The following is a 13,876-nucleotide window of genomic DNA, read 5'->3' as shown; positions in this document are numbered from 1 at the left end:
GCGACAATGCCGGCCATGAACCATGACCATCGCATCCGCGAAGCCCGCCCCTCCGATGTGCCGGCCATCGTCGGCCTGATCCAGGAGCTGGCCGATTTCGAGAAGCTGGGCCACCTGGCCCAGGCCACGCCCGAGACCCTGCATCCGCACCTGTTCGGCGCCAGGCCGGTGGTCGAATGCCTGGTGGCCGAGGGGACGCAGGGCGAGCTGATCGCCTTCGCCCTGTTCTTCACCAATTTCTCCACCTTCCTGGCCAAGCCGGGCCTGTACCTGGAAGACCTGTACGTCCAGCCCCAGCACCGCGGCAGCGGCCTGGGCAAGGCCCTGCTGACCCGCCTGGCCGAGACCGCCGTGGCGCGCGACTACGGCCGCTTCGAATGGAGCGTGCTGGACTGGAACGTCAACGCCATCGAGTTCTACAAGAAGATGGGCGCGGTGCTGATGGACGACTGGCGCGTCTGCCGCATCGCCGGTCCGGCGCTGCAGGCCTACAAGCGCTGAGTTTCAATCCTTCTTGGCCTTGGGCACGCTGGGCGCGGCGAAGTCGGGCAGCGGGTCCTTGAAGATCCAGTGCGCGAACCAGTCCAGGTTGTGCTGCATCTGGGCCCGCGCCGACTTGGGTTTGGTGATGCCGTGGCCGAAGCCCTTGTAGACGATCATCTCCACCGGCACGTCCTGGTCCTCCAGCGCCTGGCGCAGCTGGTAGGCGTTGGCGATGGGCACGCGCTTGTCCAGCTCGCCGTGCTGGATCAGCGTCGGCGTGCGGGCCTGCTTCATGTAGCCGAACGGTGAGGTCCTGGCATAGACCGCCGGGTCCTGCACCGGCGTGGCGCCCAGGTAGTTGCGAGTGAACTGCGGTATGTCGGTGTTGTAGTAGTAGGTCGCCCAGTCCGAGATGCCGGCGCCCATGGACACCGCGACGAAGCGCTGCGTGGCCGTGCCCAGGAAGGCCGAGATGAAGCCGCCCTGGCTCCAGCCCATGCTGGCCACGCGGTGCTTGTCCACCAGGCCCTGTGCCACCAGATGGTCCACGCCCGAGACCACATCCCAGGCATCGCCCACGCCCAGGTTGCGTTCGTTCAGCCGGCGGAACTTTTCGCCATAGCCGGCGCTGCCGCGGTAGTTGACCTTGAGCAGCAGGGCGCCGCGGGCCGCGAAGAGGTCGGCCGGGTAGTAGCGCGTGTCCAGCAGCGTCGGCCGGTCAATGCCGGTCGGTCCGCCGTGGATGATGGTCAGCAGCGGGTATTTCTTCCCTGCATCGAAGTCGGCCGGCTTGATCAGCACGCCCTCGATCTCGGTGCCGTCCTGGCTTTTCCAGCGGACCAGCTCGCGGCTGGCCATGAGGAAGTCGCGGGTCTGCTCGGTCAGCTGGGTAACAGCCTTGGGCGCGAAGCTGGCGGCATCGCTGACGAAGACTTCCGACAGGCTGGTGGGCGAGGGCGCTGCAAAGGCAATGCGCTTGCCGTCCGGTGTCAGCGAGAACGAGCTGGCCATCAGGCTGTCGGGCGCGGTGACGCGGGCAATGCGTCCGTTCGCCGGGTCAGCCCGGAACAGGTGGCTGGCCGTGCGCTGCAGCGCATTGAAGTAGACGCCGTCGGCCTTCCAGGCGATCAGCGAGGGGTTCTCGTCGAAGGCATTGCTGATCGACCGCGGCGCCATGCCGCCCTCGGCCGGCACCACGGCCAGGCGCAGGTTCAGGGCGAAGAAATCGGTCTGGCCCATGGCGCTGACGAAGACGATCTGCTGGCCGTCCGGGCTCCACTGCGGGTTCTGGTCGGGGCCCGGCTGCCGGACCACGGGCTCGACGCTGTTGTCGGCCAGCACCAGGCGGTAGATGTCGCTGGTGGCCAGGTGGCGCGGCTCGGGCGACGCGGCGCCGCTGAAGGCGATCTGGCGACCGTCCGGCGACCAGCTGAAGCCCTCGATGCTGAGTCTGGGGTTGTGGGTACGCTGCTTGCCGGCCTGCGGCGCGTTGAGCGCTTCGGCAGTTTCCAATGTCCACAGCTGGGCGGGCTGGGTCTCCTTGCGCACCACCTCGTAGTCGGCGAAATGGGCCTTGCGGTCCTTGCTGGCCTGGCTTGGCGCCTCGTTGGCCGTGTAGGCGATGGCCTTGCCATCGGGCGACCAGGCAAAGGCGCGCAAGGAGGTCTCGGACTTGCTCAGCTGCACCGCCTCGCCGCCATCGGGCCGTATCGCAAACAGCTGTTCCTTGTCCTCGGCCCGGTTGCTGAGGAAAGCCAGGTAGCGGCCGTCGGGCGACCACTGCGGCCCATGGGCCGACTTGGTTCCCTGAGTCAGCTGGCGGCTCGTGCCGTCGCGGGTGTCGGCCAGCCAGATCGAGGTGACGAAGGCGTCCTGCTTGAAGTCCGCCTGGCTGATCGCATAGGCCACGTAACGGCCGTCGGGCGAGATCTGCGTGCCGCCGGACAGGCTCTTGAGCTGCAGCAGCTCGTCGATGGTCGGCACATGGCGGTCGGCCGCCTGGGCCAGGCCCAGCATCAGGACCAGCAGGGGAGCGAGGCGGTAGCGAGCTTGCATGGCGGACGGCATCTCCGGGAACGGATGGAGGGATGGCTCAGGCGGCGAGAAAGGCCAGCAGCAGTTCGGGTGGTCGTGCGATCAGCGCCCGGTCGCCGCACAGGACGATGGGGCGCTGCAGCAATGGCGGATGGCTGGCCAGGGCAGTGAGCAGTTGCTCCTCACACAGTGTCGGGTCGGCCAGGCCCAGTCGCGCAAAGTCATCCTCGGACTCACGCAACAGCGCGCGGGCCGGCAGATCCAGTTGCCGCTGCAAGTCGCGCAGTTCGTCCAGCGTCAGGGGGCTGGCCAGGTAGTCGATGGTCTCGAATGGCAGGCCTTGCTGTTCGAGCAGGGCCAGCGCAGCGCGCGACTTGGAACAGCCGGGGTTGTGGATCAGGCGAATGCTCATGGCGGCCGAGTTTATGTGCGGGAAATCCATAGGCCGCTGGCCGCCGCCGCTGGCTACCCTCTGCCCCTCGCTTCTTTTGCGCAATAAGCAGAGGGGGGTTGGGAATGGGCCAAGTCAGGCCGGAGCCGGTAGAACAAGCAGCCGACCGCTACGCCGAGATCCATCGCGCGTTCCGCTGGTCCGTGCCCGAGGACTTCAGCATTGCCGAGGCCTGCTGTGGCCGCTGGGCCCATGAGACGCCCGATGCGCCGGCCGTGCTGTTCGAGAGCGACAGCGGCTGCCGCGCCCACTACAGCTACGGCCAGCTGCAACGCGCCGCCAACCGTCTTTCCAACGTGCTGCGCCACCAGGGCGTGAAGCGCGGGGACCGCGTGGCCATCGTGCTGCCGCAGCGCTTCGAAACCGCCGTGGCCCATATCGCCATCAACCAGCTGGGTGCGGTGGCCATGCCGTTGTCCATGCTGTTCGGTCCCGAGGCGATGGAATATCGCCTTCAGGACAGTGGCGCCGTGCTGGCCCTGGTCGAGTGCGGTGCGCTGCAGGCGGTGCGCTCGGTGCGGCCGCAATGCCCGCAGCTCCAATGCCTGATCGTGGTCGGCGACTGCGCGCCGCTCGAACACGAGGTCGGCTGGATGGCGGCCCTGCAGGCCGAGGATGCGCGCTTCTTGCCTGAGCGCCTGTCGGCCGACGATGCCGCTGTCCTGATCTACACCAGCGGCACGACAGGCCCGGCCAAGGGCGCCCTGATTCCGCAGCGCGCGCTGATAGGCAATCTCAGCGGTTTCGTCGCCAGCCAGAACTGGTTCGGCTTCGACCCCTTCGACAGCAGCAAGCCCTCGCAGGCGGTGTTCTGGAGCCCGGCCGACTGGGCCTGGACCGGCGGCCTGATGGATGCCTTGCTGCCCACGCTGTATTTCGGCCGGCCCATCGTGGCCTACCAGGGCCGCTTCGATCCGCAGCGCGCCTTCGAGCTGATGGCGCATCACGGCGTGACCCACAGCTTTCTGTTCCCCACCGCGCTCAAGGCAATGATGAAGGCCGTGCCCCATCCGCGCCAGCAGCACGCCTTGAAGCTGGAGGCGGTGATGAGCGCCGGCGAGGCGGTGGGCGACGCGGTCTTCGCCTGGTGTGAGGCCGAGCTGGGCCTCACGGTCAACGAGATGTTCGGCCAGACCGAGATCAACTACGTGGTCGGCAACTGCAACCGGCTCTGGCCGGCCCGCGCCGGCAGCATGGGCCGGGCCTATCCGGGCCATCGCGTGGCGGTGATCGACGAGCAAGGCAAGACCTGCCCCCCGGGCGTGGCGGGCGATGTGGCCGTGCACCGCCGCGATGTCCACGGCGACCCGGACCCGGTGTTCTTCCTGGGCTACTGGAACCGGCCCGAGGCCACGGCCGACAAGTTCACCGGCGACATGGCGGACAGCTGGTGCCGCACCGGCGACATGGCCAGCATGGACGAGGACGGCTACCTCTGGTACCAGGGCCGCAGCGACGACATGTTCAAGGCCGCCGGCTATCGCATAGGCCCCAGCGAGATCGAGAACTGCCTGGTCAAGCATGCGGCCGTGGCCAATGCCGCCGTCGTGCCCAAGCCCGATGCCGAGCGCGGCGCCGTGGTCAAGGCCTATGTGGTGCTGGCGCCGGGCCACAAGGGCAATGCCCGGCTGGTCGAGCAATTGCAGGCCCATGTGCGCGGCCGGCTGGCGCCCTACGAATACCCCAAGGAAATCGAGTTCATCGCCAGCCTGCCCATGACCACCACCGGCAAGGTGCAGCGCCGCGTGCTGCGGCTGCAGGAAGAGGCGCGCGCCCGCGCCGGCTGAAGCCGCGTCCGGACTACTTGCAGCGGTAGCTGCGCGAGAGCGCCGGCAGCGGCATCAGGTTCTTGTTGTATGGATCCAGATGCTGGCGCTGGACCAGGTCGCGCAGCTCGGTGCAGATGCCGTTCTTCTTGATGAGTCGATGGCCCTCGGCGATCTGGGTTTCCTCGGCCACCGGGTTGCCCACCGTGTCGGCCACGGCGGCCTCGGCGGTGGCGGCACGCCGCGTGTTGCTGCGCGGGTCGTTGAGCATCTGGGCCAGCATGGAGTCGCGCGGCGGTGCCGAGGCGGCCCGGGGCGCGCTGGGCAGGCCCAGGCGCAGCGGCGCTGGTGGGGTCGGCGCCTCGCTGCGCGGTGTCTCGGCCTGGACGGTCGGCGCGGTCGTCACCTCGCCCGACGGCACGGCCTGGACCTCGGCCTCACGCGGCTGGCTCGGGTTCGTCGAAGCTTGCTTGGCCGGCCTTTTGGGGACTGGAAAGTCGTCGTAGTGCCGTATCGGCACGAAGTGGACCGGAATGCTGCTGCTGATGCGCTTCGATGGTTCCAGCGGCAGGGTCCGCCATTCGCGCAGCATGGTTGCCACGATGCCGGCCGGGATCGCCAATGCGATCAGCAGGGCCGGCAACCGCTTCCAGCGAGATGGCTGCGGCCAGGGGCTGGCTAGGGTCAAGGTCTTCTCTCCTCCGGGTTACGGCTGTTTCCGCCGCTGCGCCGCACTGTAGCGGCTCAAGCTTCAGGCTTCCAAAAGTCGCAGCGGCAGCCTCAGCGTGAAGCAGCTGCCGCGCCCCGGTTCGCTGCTGACCGAGATGCTGCCGCCCAGGCGCTTGCAGACGATGTCCTCGACGATGGGCAGGCCCAGACCGCTGCCGCCCTGGCCTATCTTGGTGCTGTAGAAGGGCTTGAACAGCTCGGGCAGGGCCTCGGCCGCGATGCCCTTGCCGTTGTCGGCCACGCGCAGCTCGACCCGGCCCTGGTCCGGCCCGTCCAGCAGCTGGGCCGAGATCAGGATCTCGCCGTGACTGCGGCCCTCGAAGGCATGGATCAGTGCGTTGTTGACCAAGTTGATCAGCACCTGTCCCAGCGGACCGGGCAGGCTGTCCATGGCCACGCCCTCGGGCAGGTCCAGGCGCACGCGGTGGCCGGAGCGGCGCAGCGCCGGGCCCAGCGAGGCCATCACCTCGCCGACCAGCGTTGCGAGATCGAAGCGGCGCCGCTGGCCGCTGGCCTGGTCGGCCGAGAGCTGCTTGAAGTCGCGCATCAGCGAGTCGGCGCCGGCCAGGTTGAGCTGCATCTGCACCGCGCCGCTGCGCAGGTCGGCCAGCAGCTTGTTCAGCGAGGAGCGGCGCACCTGGCCCTGGTCCAGCTCCTGCTCGAAGTCGCGTATCCAGTGCAGAAAGGTGTCGGCCAGCAGGCGGCTGTTGCCCACCGGCGAGGCCAGCTCATGCGACATCTTGGCCACCAGCACCGACAGCGTGGCGCGCGACTGCGCCTCCTGCAGCTCGCGCTGGGTCTGCTCCAGTCTTTCGTTTGCCTCGGCCAGCTCGGCGCTGCGCTGCTCGACCCGCTGTTCCAGCCCGGCGTTGAGTTCCATCACTGCGCGCTCGGCATGGACTTGCGCCGTCACGTCCACGAGCAGGGCGAACATGCCGACCACCTGGCCCTCGTGCAGTTCGGGCACCAGGCTGACGTCCAGCCAACTGACCGAACCGTCGGAGGGATCGCGATTGCTGCGGCGGAAGCGCACGGTCTGGCCGACCAGGGCCTTGGCCCAATGCGGCTGGACCTGGGGCAGTACGTCCTCATGGACGAAGTCCACGACCCGCAGCCCGACCAGCTGCTCGGGCCGCTTGCCGTATAGCGCGGCATAGCGAGGGTTGCAGCGCCGCATCCTCGTCTCGCCGTCGAACGAGGCCACGCCGGCCGGCACGGCATCGATCAGCTGGGCCAGCTGGCGCTCGCGGGCCTGGACCTCGGCATGCCGCTGCGACAGCGCATCCGACAGGCGCAGGGCCTCGTCGCGGCTGCTGGCCAGGCTGCGGTGGGCGGCATGGACCAGGGCCGCGCAGACCACCAGCAGGGACAGGGCCTGCAGGGTCACCAGCAGGGCCGGCGTCCGTGGCGTGGGCGGCAGCCAGCCCAGGTGTGCACCCAGGCCCAGCATCAGCAGCCAGGACACGCTGACCGCCGTCATCCCCAGCAGCCAGCGTTTCCCCAGCACCCAGCCGGCCAGCCCGACCAGGAAGGGGTAGGCGAGCAGGTTGACGCCGTAGATGCCGGCGAACTGCAGCAGGCTCAGGCTGATGATCAGCCACAGGCCAGCCGCCAGCAGGCCGGTGCTGGCCTCGGGGCCGCGTCGGCGCAGCACCCACTGGCTCAGCAGCACCAGGCCGACGGTGGCGGCCAGGTAGACATAGCCCGGCCATTCCTGGAAGCCGACCAGCAGGGCACCGACCAGGGTTAGCAGCACGATCAGCAGCAGGGCCCGGTGTAGCCAGACGACGAAGCGTCGGTAGCCCTGGCCCTTGTCCAGGTAGTTGTACTCTGGGGGCTGCAGCGGCGCATCCATGGGCCGACTTTCGCACGGGTGCGGTCGGTCGGCACGCCTAAACTGCGCGTTCGCATCCGAAGTCCGCCATGTGCCGCCTACGCCTGTTGTTCCTGCCGCTGTTGCTGGCCCTGTTCGCTGTCGCGGCAGGGGCGGAGCCGCTGGCGCTGGACCGCAGCTGGAGCGGCCACACGATCAATGCGCAGATGCAGGCCTTTGCCGACGGCAGTGGCCTGCGTCCGTCCGCCGGGGTGCTGGGCCATGCCGACCTGTTCGTCGAGCCGGCCCGGGCCGGTGCCGGCCTGGGGGGCACCGCCCACTGGATGCGACTGCAGCTGCGCCGCTCGGCGACCGAGCGCGGCCAGGCCTGGTGGCTGGTGGTGGAGCCGCTCAATCTTTTCGATCTGCGTGTCTACCGCCGTGCCGGCGATGGTGGTTGGCAGGAGCTGCAATCTGGCGAGCGCGTGCCATTCGCCGCGGGTCGCGAACGCGAATGGCGCCAATTTGCCTTCCGCCTGCCGGACGACGGCGAGGCCGTCACCGAGCTCTATCTGCGAGCCCAGGATCCGGGCGGTGCCAGTTTTCCGGTGGCGCTCTGGCACGAGGATGATCTGCGTCGGCACGAGCGCATCGGCGAGCTGCTGCTAGGTGCCATGTATGGCGCCCTGCTGGCGCTGAGCGCCTACAACCTGTTTCTGGCCTTGAGTCTGCGCGATCGGGCCTATGGCTGGTATGTGGCCACCACCTTGTCGCTGGGCCTGTTCCTGGTCCATCTGCATGGCCATCTCGCGCAATGGCTTTGGCGCGACCAGGCCTGGCTGACCTCGGCCGGCCGGGTGCTGATCCCGAGCGTCTGGGGCTTTGCGCTGGCCGGCTTCGTCATGGCCTTCTTCCAGACACGGCGGCATTTGCCGCGGCTGCACAAGGTGCTGCTCGGCGTGCAGGCGCTTTACGTGGTCTGTTTCGTGGCGCGCCTGGCCGGGCTGCACGGACCCTCGGCCCAGCTGCTCACCATCTTCCCCATGTTCTGCGTGCCGCTGGTGTTTGCCGTGGCCATCCTGCGGCTGCGCCAGGGCCTGGAGCCGGCACGCTATTTCCTGATCGGCTACGGCACGGTGCTGCTGGGCACGCTGCTGTTCCTGCTGCGCATCGCCGGTGCGCTGGAACCCAGCACGCTGACCGAGCTGGCCCTGCCGGTGGCGGCGACGCTGGAGACCCTGATCTTCTCGCTGGCCCTGGCTGCGCGCATCAAGCAGCTGGACCGCAGCAGCCAGGCCGCCTTCGTCGACGAGCTGACCGGCCTGCCCAATCGCCGTGCGCTGGAGCAGCGCTTTGCCGAGCTGGCGGCTCGCGACCAGCCGTTCACCTTGCTGGCCCTGGACCTGGACCGCTTCAAGCCGGTCAACGACAGCTTCGGCCACCACGAGGGCGACGAGGTGCTGCGCGTGCTGGCTCGCCGCATGCAGGCCTGCATCCGCGGCGACGACCTGGTGGCGCGCGTCGGCGGCGACGAATTCGTGCTGCTGCTGGCGCCGGGCAGCGGCGAGGCGGCGGTGTCCAGCGTGGTCAACCGGCTGCTGACGGCGGCACGCGAGACCGTCCACCTCGGCGAGCGCCGCCACCAGCTCAGCGCCAGCGTGGGCCTGGCCCGGTTCCCCAGCCAGGGCCGCAGCCTGGCCGAGCTGAGCCGCCATGCCGACATGGCCCTGTACGAAGCCAAGCAGTCCGGCCGCGACTGCTGGCGCGCCGCGGTACGCGCCGTCTGAATCCGAAGCCCTTTTCCCGATGAGCAAGAAAAGCACCCACATCAGCGAGACCCCGGCCACCCAGTTCCTGCGCCGCCACAAGATTGCGTTCAGCGAGCATGTCTACGACTACGTCGAGCATGGCGGCACGGCCGAAAGCTCGCGCCAGCTGGGCGTGGACGAGCATGCCGTGGTCAAGACCCTGGTGATGCAGGACGAGAAGGCCCAGCCGCTGATCGTGCTGATGCATGGCGACCGCCAGGTCAGCGTCAAGGAGCTGGCGCGCCAGATCCCCTGCAAGAAGGTCGAGCCCTGCAAGCCCGATGTGGCGCAGCGCCACAGCGGCTACCAGGTCGGCGGCACCTCGCCGTTCGGCATTCGCAAGCCCATGCCGGTCTACGTGGAAGAGGGCATCCTCGCCCTGCCGAGGATTTGCATCAACGGCGGCCGGCGCGGCTACCTGGTGGGGCTGGAGCCCCGGCTGCTGGTCGAGCTCCTGCAGGCCCGGCCGGTGCAATGCGCGCTGGCCGACTGAGTCAGGCCCAGAGCGGGCCGATCGCGTCCAGCGTGTTCTTCAGCACCAGGCCCATCTCGGTATCGCCCTCCATCACCAGGGCGCGTTCGAAGAACAGACGGTCGGCGTCATCGCTGCCGCGCAGCAGGCGCCAGTAGCTGGGCGCCTCGGCGACGATTCGCAGTGCAATCGCGGCCTCGCGCGAGGCCGGCGCAAAGCCGCGCGGGCCGAGCTGCAGCTTCAGCGACAGGCCCAGGTCGCTGACGTCGACCTGCACGGCCCGGCCCGACAGCGGACCGCGGGCCGCCGCGTCCAGCCGCGGCAGCAGCAGCCGGTTCAGCGCCGCAGCCAGCAAGAAGGCCGGCGGCTCCATCGGCAGGCGCGCGACCAGTGGCCGCAGCCGCGCCTGCAGGTCCATCAGCAGCGGAGGCAGGGCGGCGTTCATTGGGGCACCCTGGGCGCTGCGCGCCGTCCCGCCAAGCGGGAATGAGCCTCTTCGGGCAGCCGTGCGTAGCTCATGCGGCCCTCCATCGCCAGGCCAGGCCCGGTTCGCCATGGGCGAAGCCGTTGGCGAGTCCGCCCGGCGGCGCCCCCGCGGCCAGTTCCTGCAACCAGGCGGCCACCGGCGCGCCCTGGTTCATGACCGCGTCGAAGGCTGCGATCACCCGCTCGAAGTTGCCCGCCGCCGGAGACAGGCGCAGCCGACTCACGCCGGCGGCCTGCAAGCGCTCGCGCTCGCCCAACAGGCATTGGGTGGCGGCCGACTGGGTCTGGATGCCGTTGAGCACCAGGAAGGGCTGGCCCTCGCCGGTCGACAGCAGCAGGCCGTCGGCATCGTCGCGGCAGCGGAACTCGCACTGGTCCTTGCTGAGGCGGTGATGGCGCGCTGTGAAGCAGCGCGCCGAGAAAGCCAGCGGCAGGCGGCCATGCGCAAAGACCTCGGTCGGCAACGCAGTACCTCCCGCATTGACCTGTCCCACCGCGTCCAACGACAGCTCGACCGGCGCGACCCAGCGCGTCGCTCCCATGGCCTGGTATTCCTGCAGCGCGGCGCGGCTGTAGACATTGATGTGAGGACCCAGCACGAAGGGCAGGCCGGCCTGCTCGAGCAGGTTCAGGGCCGAGGCGTCGCCGGCCTCGATGCCGAACTCGCTCTGCTCGGCAATGCGACGCAGGAGCCGCAGGTCGGCCTCGGACTCGATCAGCGCCTGGGTCGCGAGCAGCACCTCCTTGCCGGCGGCGGCGAGGTCGCGGCCGAGATCCAGCCAATCGGCCAGCTTCATCTCGTGGCGACGGGCGCAGACGGTCTCGCCCAGCACCACGGTGGTGGCCGGCGACTCGGCGACGCCGGCATAGAAATGCAGCAAGGTCTCGCGCGGCCAGAAGTACAGCAGCGGGCCGATGCTCAGCGCAAAGGGAAGGCTCATGAATACAGTCCTCAGCGCCAGGGGCGGTCGTAGGCGCCCAATGTGTGTTGCTGGCCCTCGGCCAGGTGGCCCAGGGCGGCGGTCCAGCCGGGATCGACGCGGAAGCGATCGGGCGCCACCGCCGCCGCGTCGATGGCCTGGCGCCAGACCCGCGTCACCTGCTCGACGTAGGCCGGGCTGCGCTGGCGGCCCTCGATCTTGATCGCCTTCACACCCAGGCGCATCAACTCGGGCAGGATGGCCAGGGTGTTGAGGCTGGTGGGTTCCTCCAGCGCGTAGTCGCGCTGGCCGGCCACGTCGAAGCGGCCCTTGCACAGCGTCGGATAGCCGCGCGCCTCGTCCGGCGCGTAGTGGTCGATCAGGAGGCCGTTCAGCCGCGCCTCGACGCCGTCACGATGCTCGATCCAGCGCACATGGGCCGGCGGCGAGCAGACGCCGGCATTGTTGGGCGACTGGCCGGTGGCATAGGACGAGAGCGCGCAGCGGCCCTCGACCATCACGCACAGACTGCCAAAGCCGAACACCTCGATCTCGACGCCGGTGTGGCGCAACACATGGCCGACCTGGGAGAGCGTCAGCACGCGTGGCAGCACGGCACGCTGGATGCCGTAGCGCCGCTGATACAGGGCGATGGCCTCGTGGCTGGTGGCCGAGGCCTGGACCGACAGGTGCAGGCGCAGCTGGGGATGGACCCGGCGCGCATAGGCCATCACGGCGATGTCGCCGACGATCAGCGCATCGGCGCCAAGACGCACGGCGGCATCGACCGCCGCGTACCAGGGCCCGGCGTCGTCGGCGCGCGCATAGGTGTTCAGCGCCATCAGGACCTGGCGACCTCGGCCATGGGCATAGGCCACGCCCTCGCGCAGCTGGGCGTCGTCGAAGTTCAGGCCGGCGAAGTTGCGCGCATTGGTGGCGTTCTTCAGGCCCAGGTAGACGGCATCGGCGCCGGCATCAATGGCGAGCTTGAGGGCACGCAGCGAGCCGGCCGGGCAGACGAGTTCGGGTTTGCGAATCATGGTGGGCGCCACTGTGCCGGCGCAGCCGGCGCCGCCTGTGGAGCCAGCACAAATCCAGCGCGCGGCCGGCTCGCCAGAATCCGCCTCGATCAACGATGGAGGGATCGGGCGTGAACCTGACGCAGCAACTGTTGGCCGCGCTGAAGGCGCGCGGCGCCACCGAGGTGTTCGGCATCCCCGGCGACTTCGCGATCCCGCTGTTCCGCGAGATCGAGAGGGCCGCCATCCTGCCGCTGCACACGCTGTCGCACGAACCGGCGCTGGGCTTTGCGGCCGATGCGGCGGCGCGGGTGCGAGGCGGCCTCGGCGTGGCCGCCGTGACCTATGGGGCGGGGGCGCTGAACATGATCAACGCGGTGGCCAGCGCCTATGCCGAACGGGTGCCGCTGGTCGTCCTGTCGGGCGCTCCTGCCGCGCACGAGGCCAGCAGCGGCCTCTTGCTGCACCACCAGGTCAAGTCGCTGGATTCGCAGTGGCGCCTGTTCGAGGAGGTGACGGTCGACCGGGTGCGGCTGGACGACATGGCCAGCGCGCCGGATCGCATCGCCCGGGTGCTGGACGCCGCGCTGGACCAGGCGGCACCGGTTTACATCGAGATCCCGCGCGACATGCCGGCGCGGGCCTGTGCTGCGGTGCCACCGCGCCGTCAGCCACAGGCCGATCCCGAGCGCCTGGCGGCCTGTGCCGACGAGGTGCTGGCGCGCCTGCGCTCGGCCGGGCGGCCGCTGCTGATGGCCGGGGTCGAGATCCGCCGCCATGGCATCGAGGCCCGCGTGGCTGAGCTGGCCCGGCGGCTCGACATCCCGGTCGCCACCACGCTGATGGGCCGCGGCCTGCTGGTCGACAGCGGCGTGCGCCTGCTCGGCACCTATCTGGGTCTGGCCGGCGACCCGGCGCTGACCGAGCTGGTCGAGCATTCGGACGGCCTCCTGCTGCTCGGCGCCATCGTGTCGGATACCAACTTCGCGGTGTCGGCGCGGCGCATCGATTTCAGACATGCGATCCGCGTCTACCAGGGCCAGGTCGAGCTGGGCCACCATGTCTATCCCGAGGTCGGCATCGCGGCCCTGGTCGAAGCGATGCTGGAGCGTGTGCCGGCGCGGCCCACGGCCTGGCATGCCAACCCGCGCCGGGTGCCCGGCCCGCGGGCGGCCGACGACGAAGCGGTGACGCCGCTGGCCATCGCCGAAGCGGTCAACGAGCTGCTGCTGCGGCACGGTCCCATGCCGGTGGCGAGCGACGTCGGCGACTGCCTGTTCACCGCGGTCGACTTCCTGCCCACGCCCATGGTGGCGCCGGGCTACTACGCCACCATGGGCTATGGGGTGCCGGCGGCACTGGGTCTGCAGCTGGCCACCGGGCTGCGCCCGCTGGTGGTGGTCGGCGATGGCGCCTTCCAGATGACCGGTTGGGAACTCGGCAATGCCGCGCGCCTGGGTTGCGACCCCATCGTCCTGGTCTTCAACAATGCGAGCTGGGAGATGCTGCGCGTGTTCGAGCCCGACGTGAATTACAACGACCGTGGCCGATGGGACTTTGCCGCCATGGCCGCCGGCATGGGCGGCGAGGGCTACAGCGTGCGCACCTGCGGCGAGCTGCGCCTGGCGCTCGCCCGGGCCCAGGCGCGCGAGGGCCGCTTCCAGCTGATCGACGTGCGACTGGAGCCGGGCGCGCTGTCGCCGACATTGGAGCGTTTCGTTGCGGCGGTGAAGCGCCTGTCGATGCCGGCACCGGCCGCCGAGGCCATGCTGGCCTGAAAGCTCGCTGCGAGCGGCCGCCAAGAGCCGCGCAGCCCGATCGAAATGGGGAGGTCAGTCCAAGGTCGGCGCGGCTTGCGAAGCATCAAGCCGCTATTCGCCCACCGATGCGTCAAT

The 13,876-nt window shown here is 69.5% G+C and carries 12 protein-coding genes; 5 read left to right on the top strand and 7 right to left on the bottom strand.

Features of this window, described 5'->3' with window-relative positions; translation table 11 throughout:
* Positions 1–6 precede the first annotated feature (6 nt).
* Entirely contained in the window at positions 7–501 is a 495-nt protein-coding gene (locus tag QT382_RS14410) for a GNAT family N-acetyltransferase (protein WP_502929889.1), read from the top strand.
* Between the two features lie 3 nt (positions 502–504).
* Here QT382_RS14410 and QT382_RS14405 read toward each other — a convergent pair whose 3' ends face one another.
* Both QT382_RS14405 and arsC read right to left on the bottom strand, forming a co-directional pair.
* Positions 505–2,538, bottom strand: a complete 2,034-nt coding sequence (locus tag QT382_RS14405; RefSeq protein WP_289254797.1) for a S9 family peptidase — start codon at positions 2,536–2,538, stop codon at positions 505–507.
* Positions 2,539–2,575: 37 nt separating this feature from the next.
* Positions 2,576–2,929, bottom strand: coding sequence for an arsenate reductase (glutaredoxin) (gene arsC, locus QT382_RS14400; protein WP_289254796.1), 354 nt, complete (start codon positions 2,927–2,929; stop codon positions 2,576–2,578).
* Positions 2,930–3,033: 104 nt separating this feature from the next.
* Between arsC and QT382_RS14395 the strand changes: the two genes are divergently transcribed.
* On the top strand, positions 3,034–4,755 hold the full coding sequence (locus QT382_RS14395) for an acetate--CoA ligase (protein ID WP_289254795.1): 1,722 nt from the start codon (positions 3,034–3,036) through the stop codon (positions 4,753–4,755).
* A 13-nt stretch (positions 4,756–4,768) separates the two neighbouring features.
* On the opposite strand, the gene QT382_RS14390 is transcribed toward QT382_RS14395, so the two are convergent.
* Both QT382_RS14390 and QT382_RS14385 read right to left on the bottom strand, forming a co-directional pair.
* Positions 4,769–5,422, bottom strand: a complete 654-nt coding sequence (locus tag QT382_RS14390; RefSeq protein WP_289254794.1) for a hypothetical protein — start codon at positions 5,420–5,422, stop codon at positions 4,769–4,771.
* Positions 5,423–5,485: 63 nt separating this feature from the next.
* Positions 5,486–7,318, bottom strand: coding sequence for a PAS domain-containing sensor histidine kinase (locus QT382_RS14385; RefSeq protein WP_289254793.1), 1,833 nt, complete (start codon positions 7,316–7,318; stop codon positions 5,486–5,488).
* 68 nt (positions 7,319–7,386) lie between these two features.
* Between QT382_RS14385 and QT382_RS14380 the strand changes: the two genes are divergently transcribed.
* Together QT382_RS14380 and ybaK are read left to right on the top strand one after the other, a co-directional pair.
* On the top strand, positions 7,387–9,063 hold the full coding sequence (locus QT382_RS14380) for a diguanylate cyclase (RefSeq protein ID WP_289254792.1): 1,677 nt from the start codon (positions 7,387–7,389) through the stop codon (positions 9,061–9,063).
* A 19-nt stretch (positions 9,064–9,082) separates the two neighbouring features.
* Positions 9,083–9,577 carry a Cys-tRNA(Pro) deacylase gene (gene ybaK, locus QT382_RS14375; protein ID WP_289254791.1) on the top strand — a complete coding sequence of 165 codons (495 nt, stop codon included), beginning with the start codon at positions 9,083–9,085 and terminating at the stop codon, positions 9,575–9,577.
* A gap of 1 nt (position 9,578) precedes the next feature.
* Here the strand turns inward: ybaK and ubiT are convergent, their stop codons facing one another.
* From ubiT to ubiU, 3 genes are all read right to left on the bottom strand, one after another.
* Positions 9,579–10,001, bottom strand: coding sequence for a ubiquinone anaerobic biosynthesis accessory factor UbiT (gene ubiT / locus QT382_RS14370; RefSeq protein WP_289254790.1), 423 nt, complete (start codon positions 9,999–10,001; stop codon positions 9,579–9,581).
* 70 nt (positions 10,002–10,071) lie between these two features.
* On the bottom strand, positions 10,072–10,983 hold the full coding sequence (locus tag QT382_RS14365) for a U32 family peptidase (RefSeq protein WP_289254789.1): 912 nt from the start codon (positions 10,981–10,983) through the stop codon (positions 10,072–10,074).
* Positions 10,984–10,994: 11 nt separating this feature from the next.
* Positions 10,995–12,002 carry a ubiquinone anaerobic biosynthesis protein UbiU gene (gene ubiU, locus QT382_RS14360; RefSeq protein ID WP_289254788.1) on the bottom strand — a complete coding sequence of 336 codons (1,008 nt, stop codon included), beginning with the start codon at positions 12,000–12,002 and terminating at the stop codon, positions 10,995–10,997.
* A gap of 110 nt (positions 12,003–12,112) precedes the next feature.
* On the opposite strand from ubiU, the gene ipdC reads away from it, so the two are divergent.
* The gene (ipdC, locus tag QT382_RS14355; protein ID WP_289254787.1) at positions 12,113–13,759 is read left to right on the top strand and encodes an indolepyruvate/phenylpyruvate decarboxylase; all 1,647 of its coding nucleotides are present in this window, start codon (positions 12,113–12,115) and stop codon (positions 13,757–13,759) included.
* The last annotated feature ends 117 nt before the right edge of the window (positions 13,760–13,876 follow it).

The organism is Pelomonas sp. SE-A7, assembly GCF_030345705.1.
In the GTDB taxonomy this organism is placed as follows: Bacteria; Pseudomonadota; Gammaproteobacteria; order Burkholderiales; family Burkholderiaceae_C; genus JAUASW01.
Note: the sequence above shows the minus strand (reverse complement) of the source record. Positions and strands in the feature narration are given on the sequence as shown.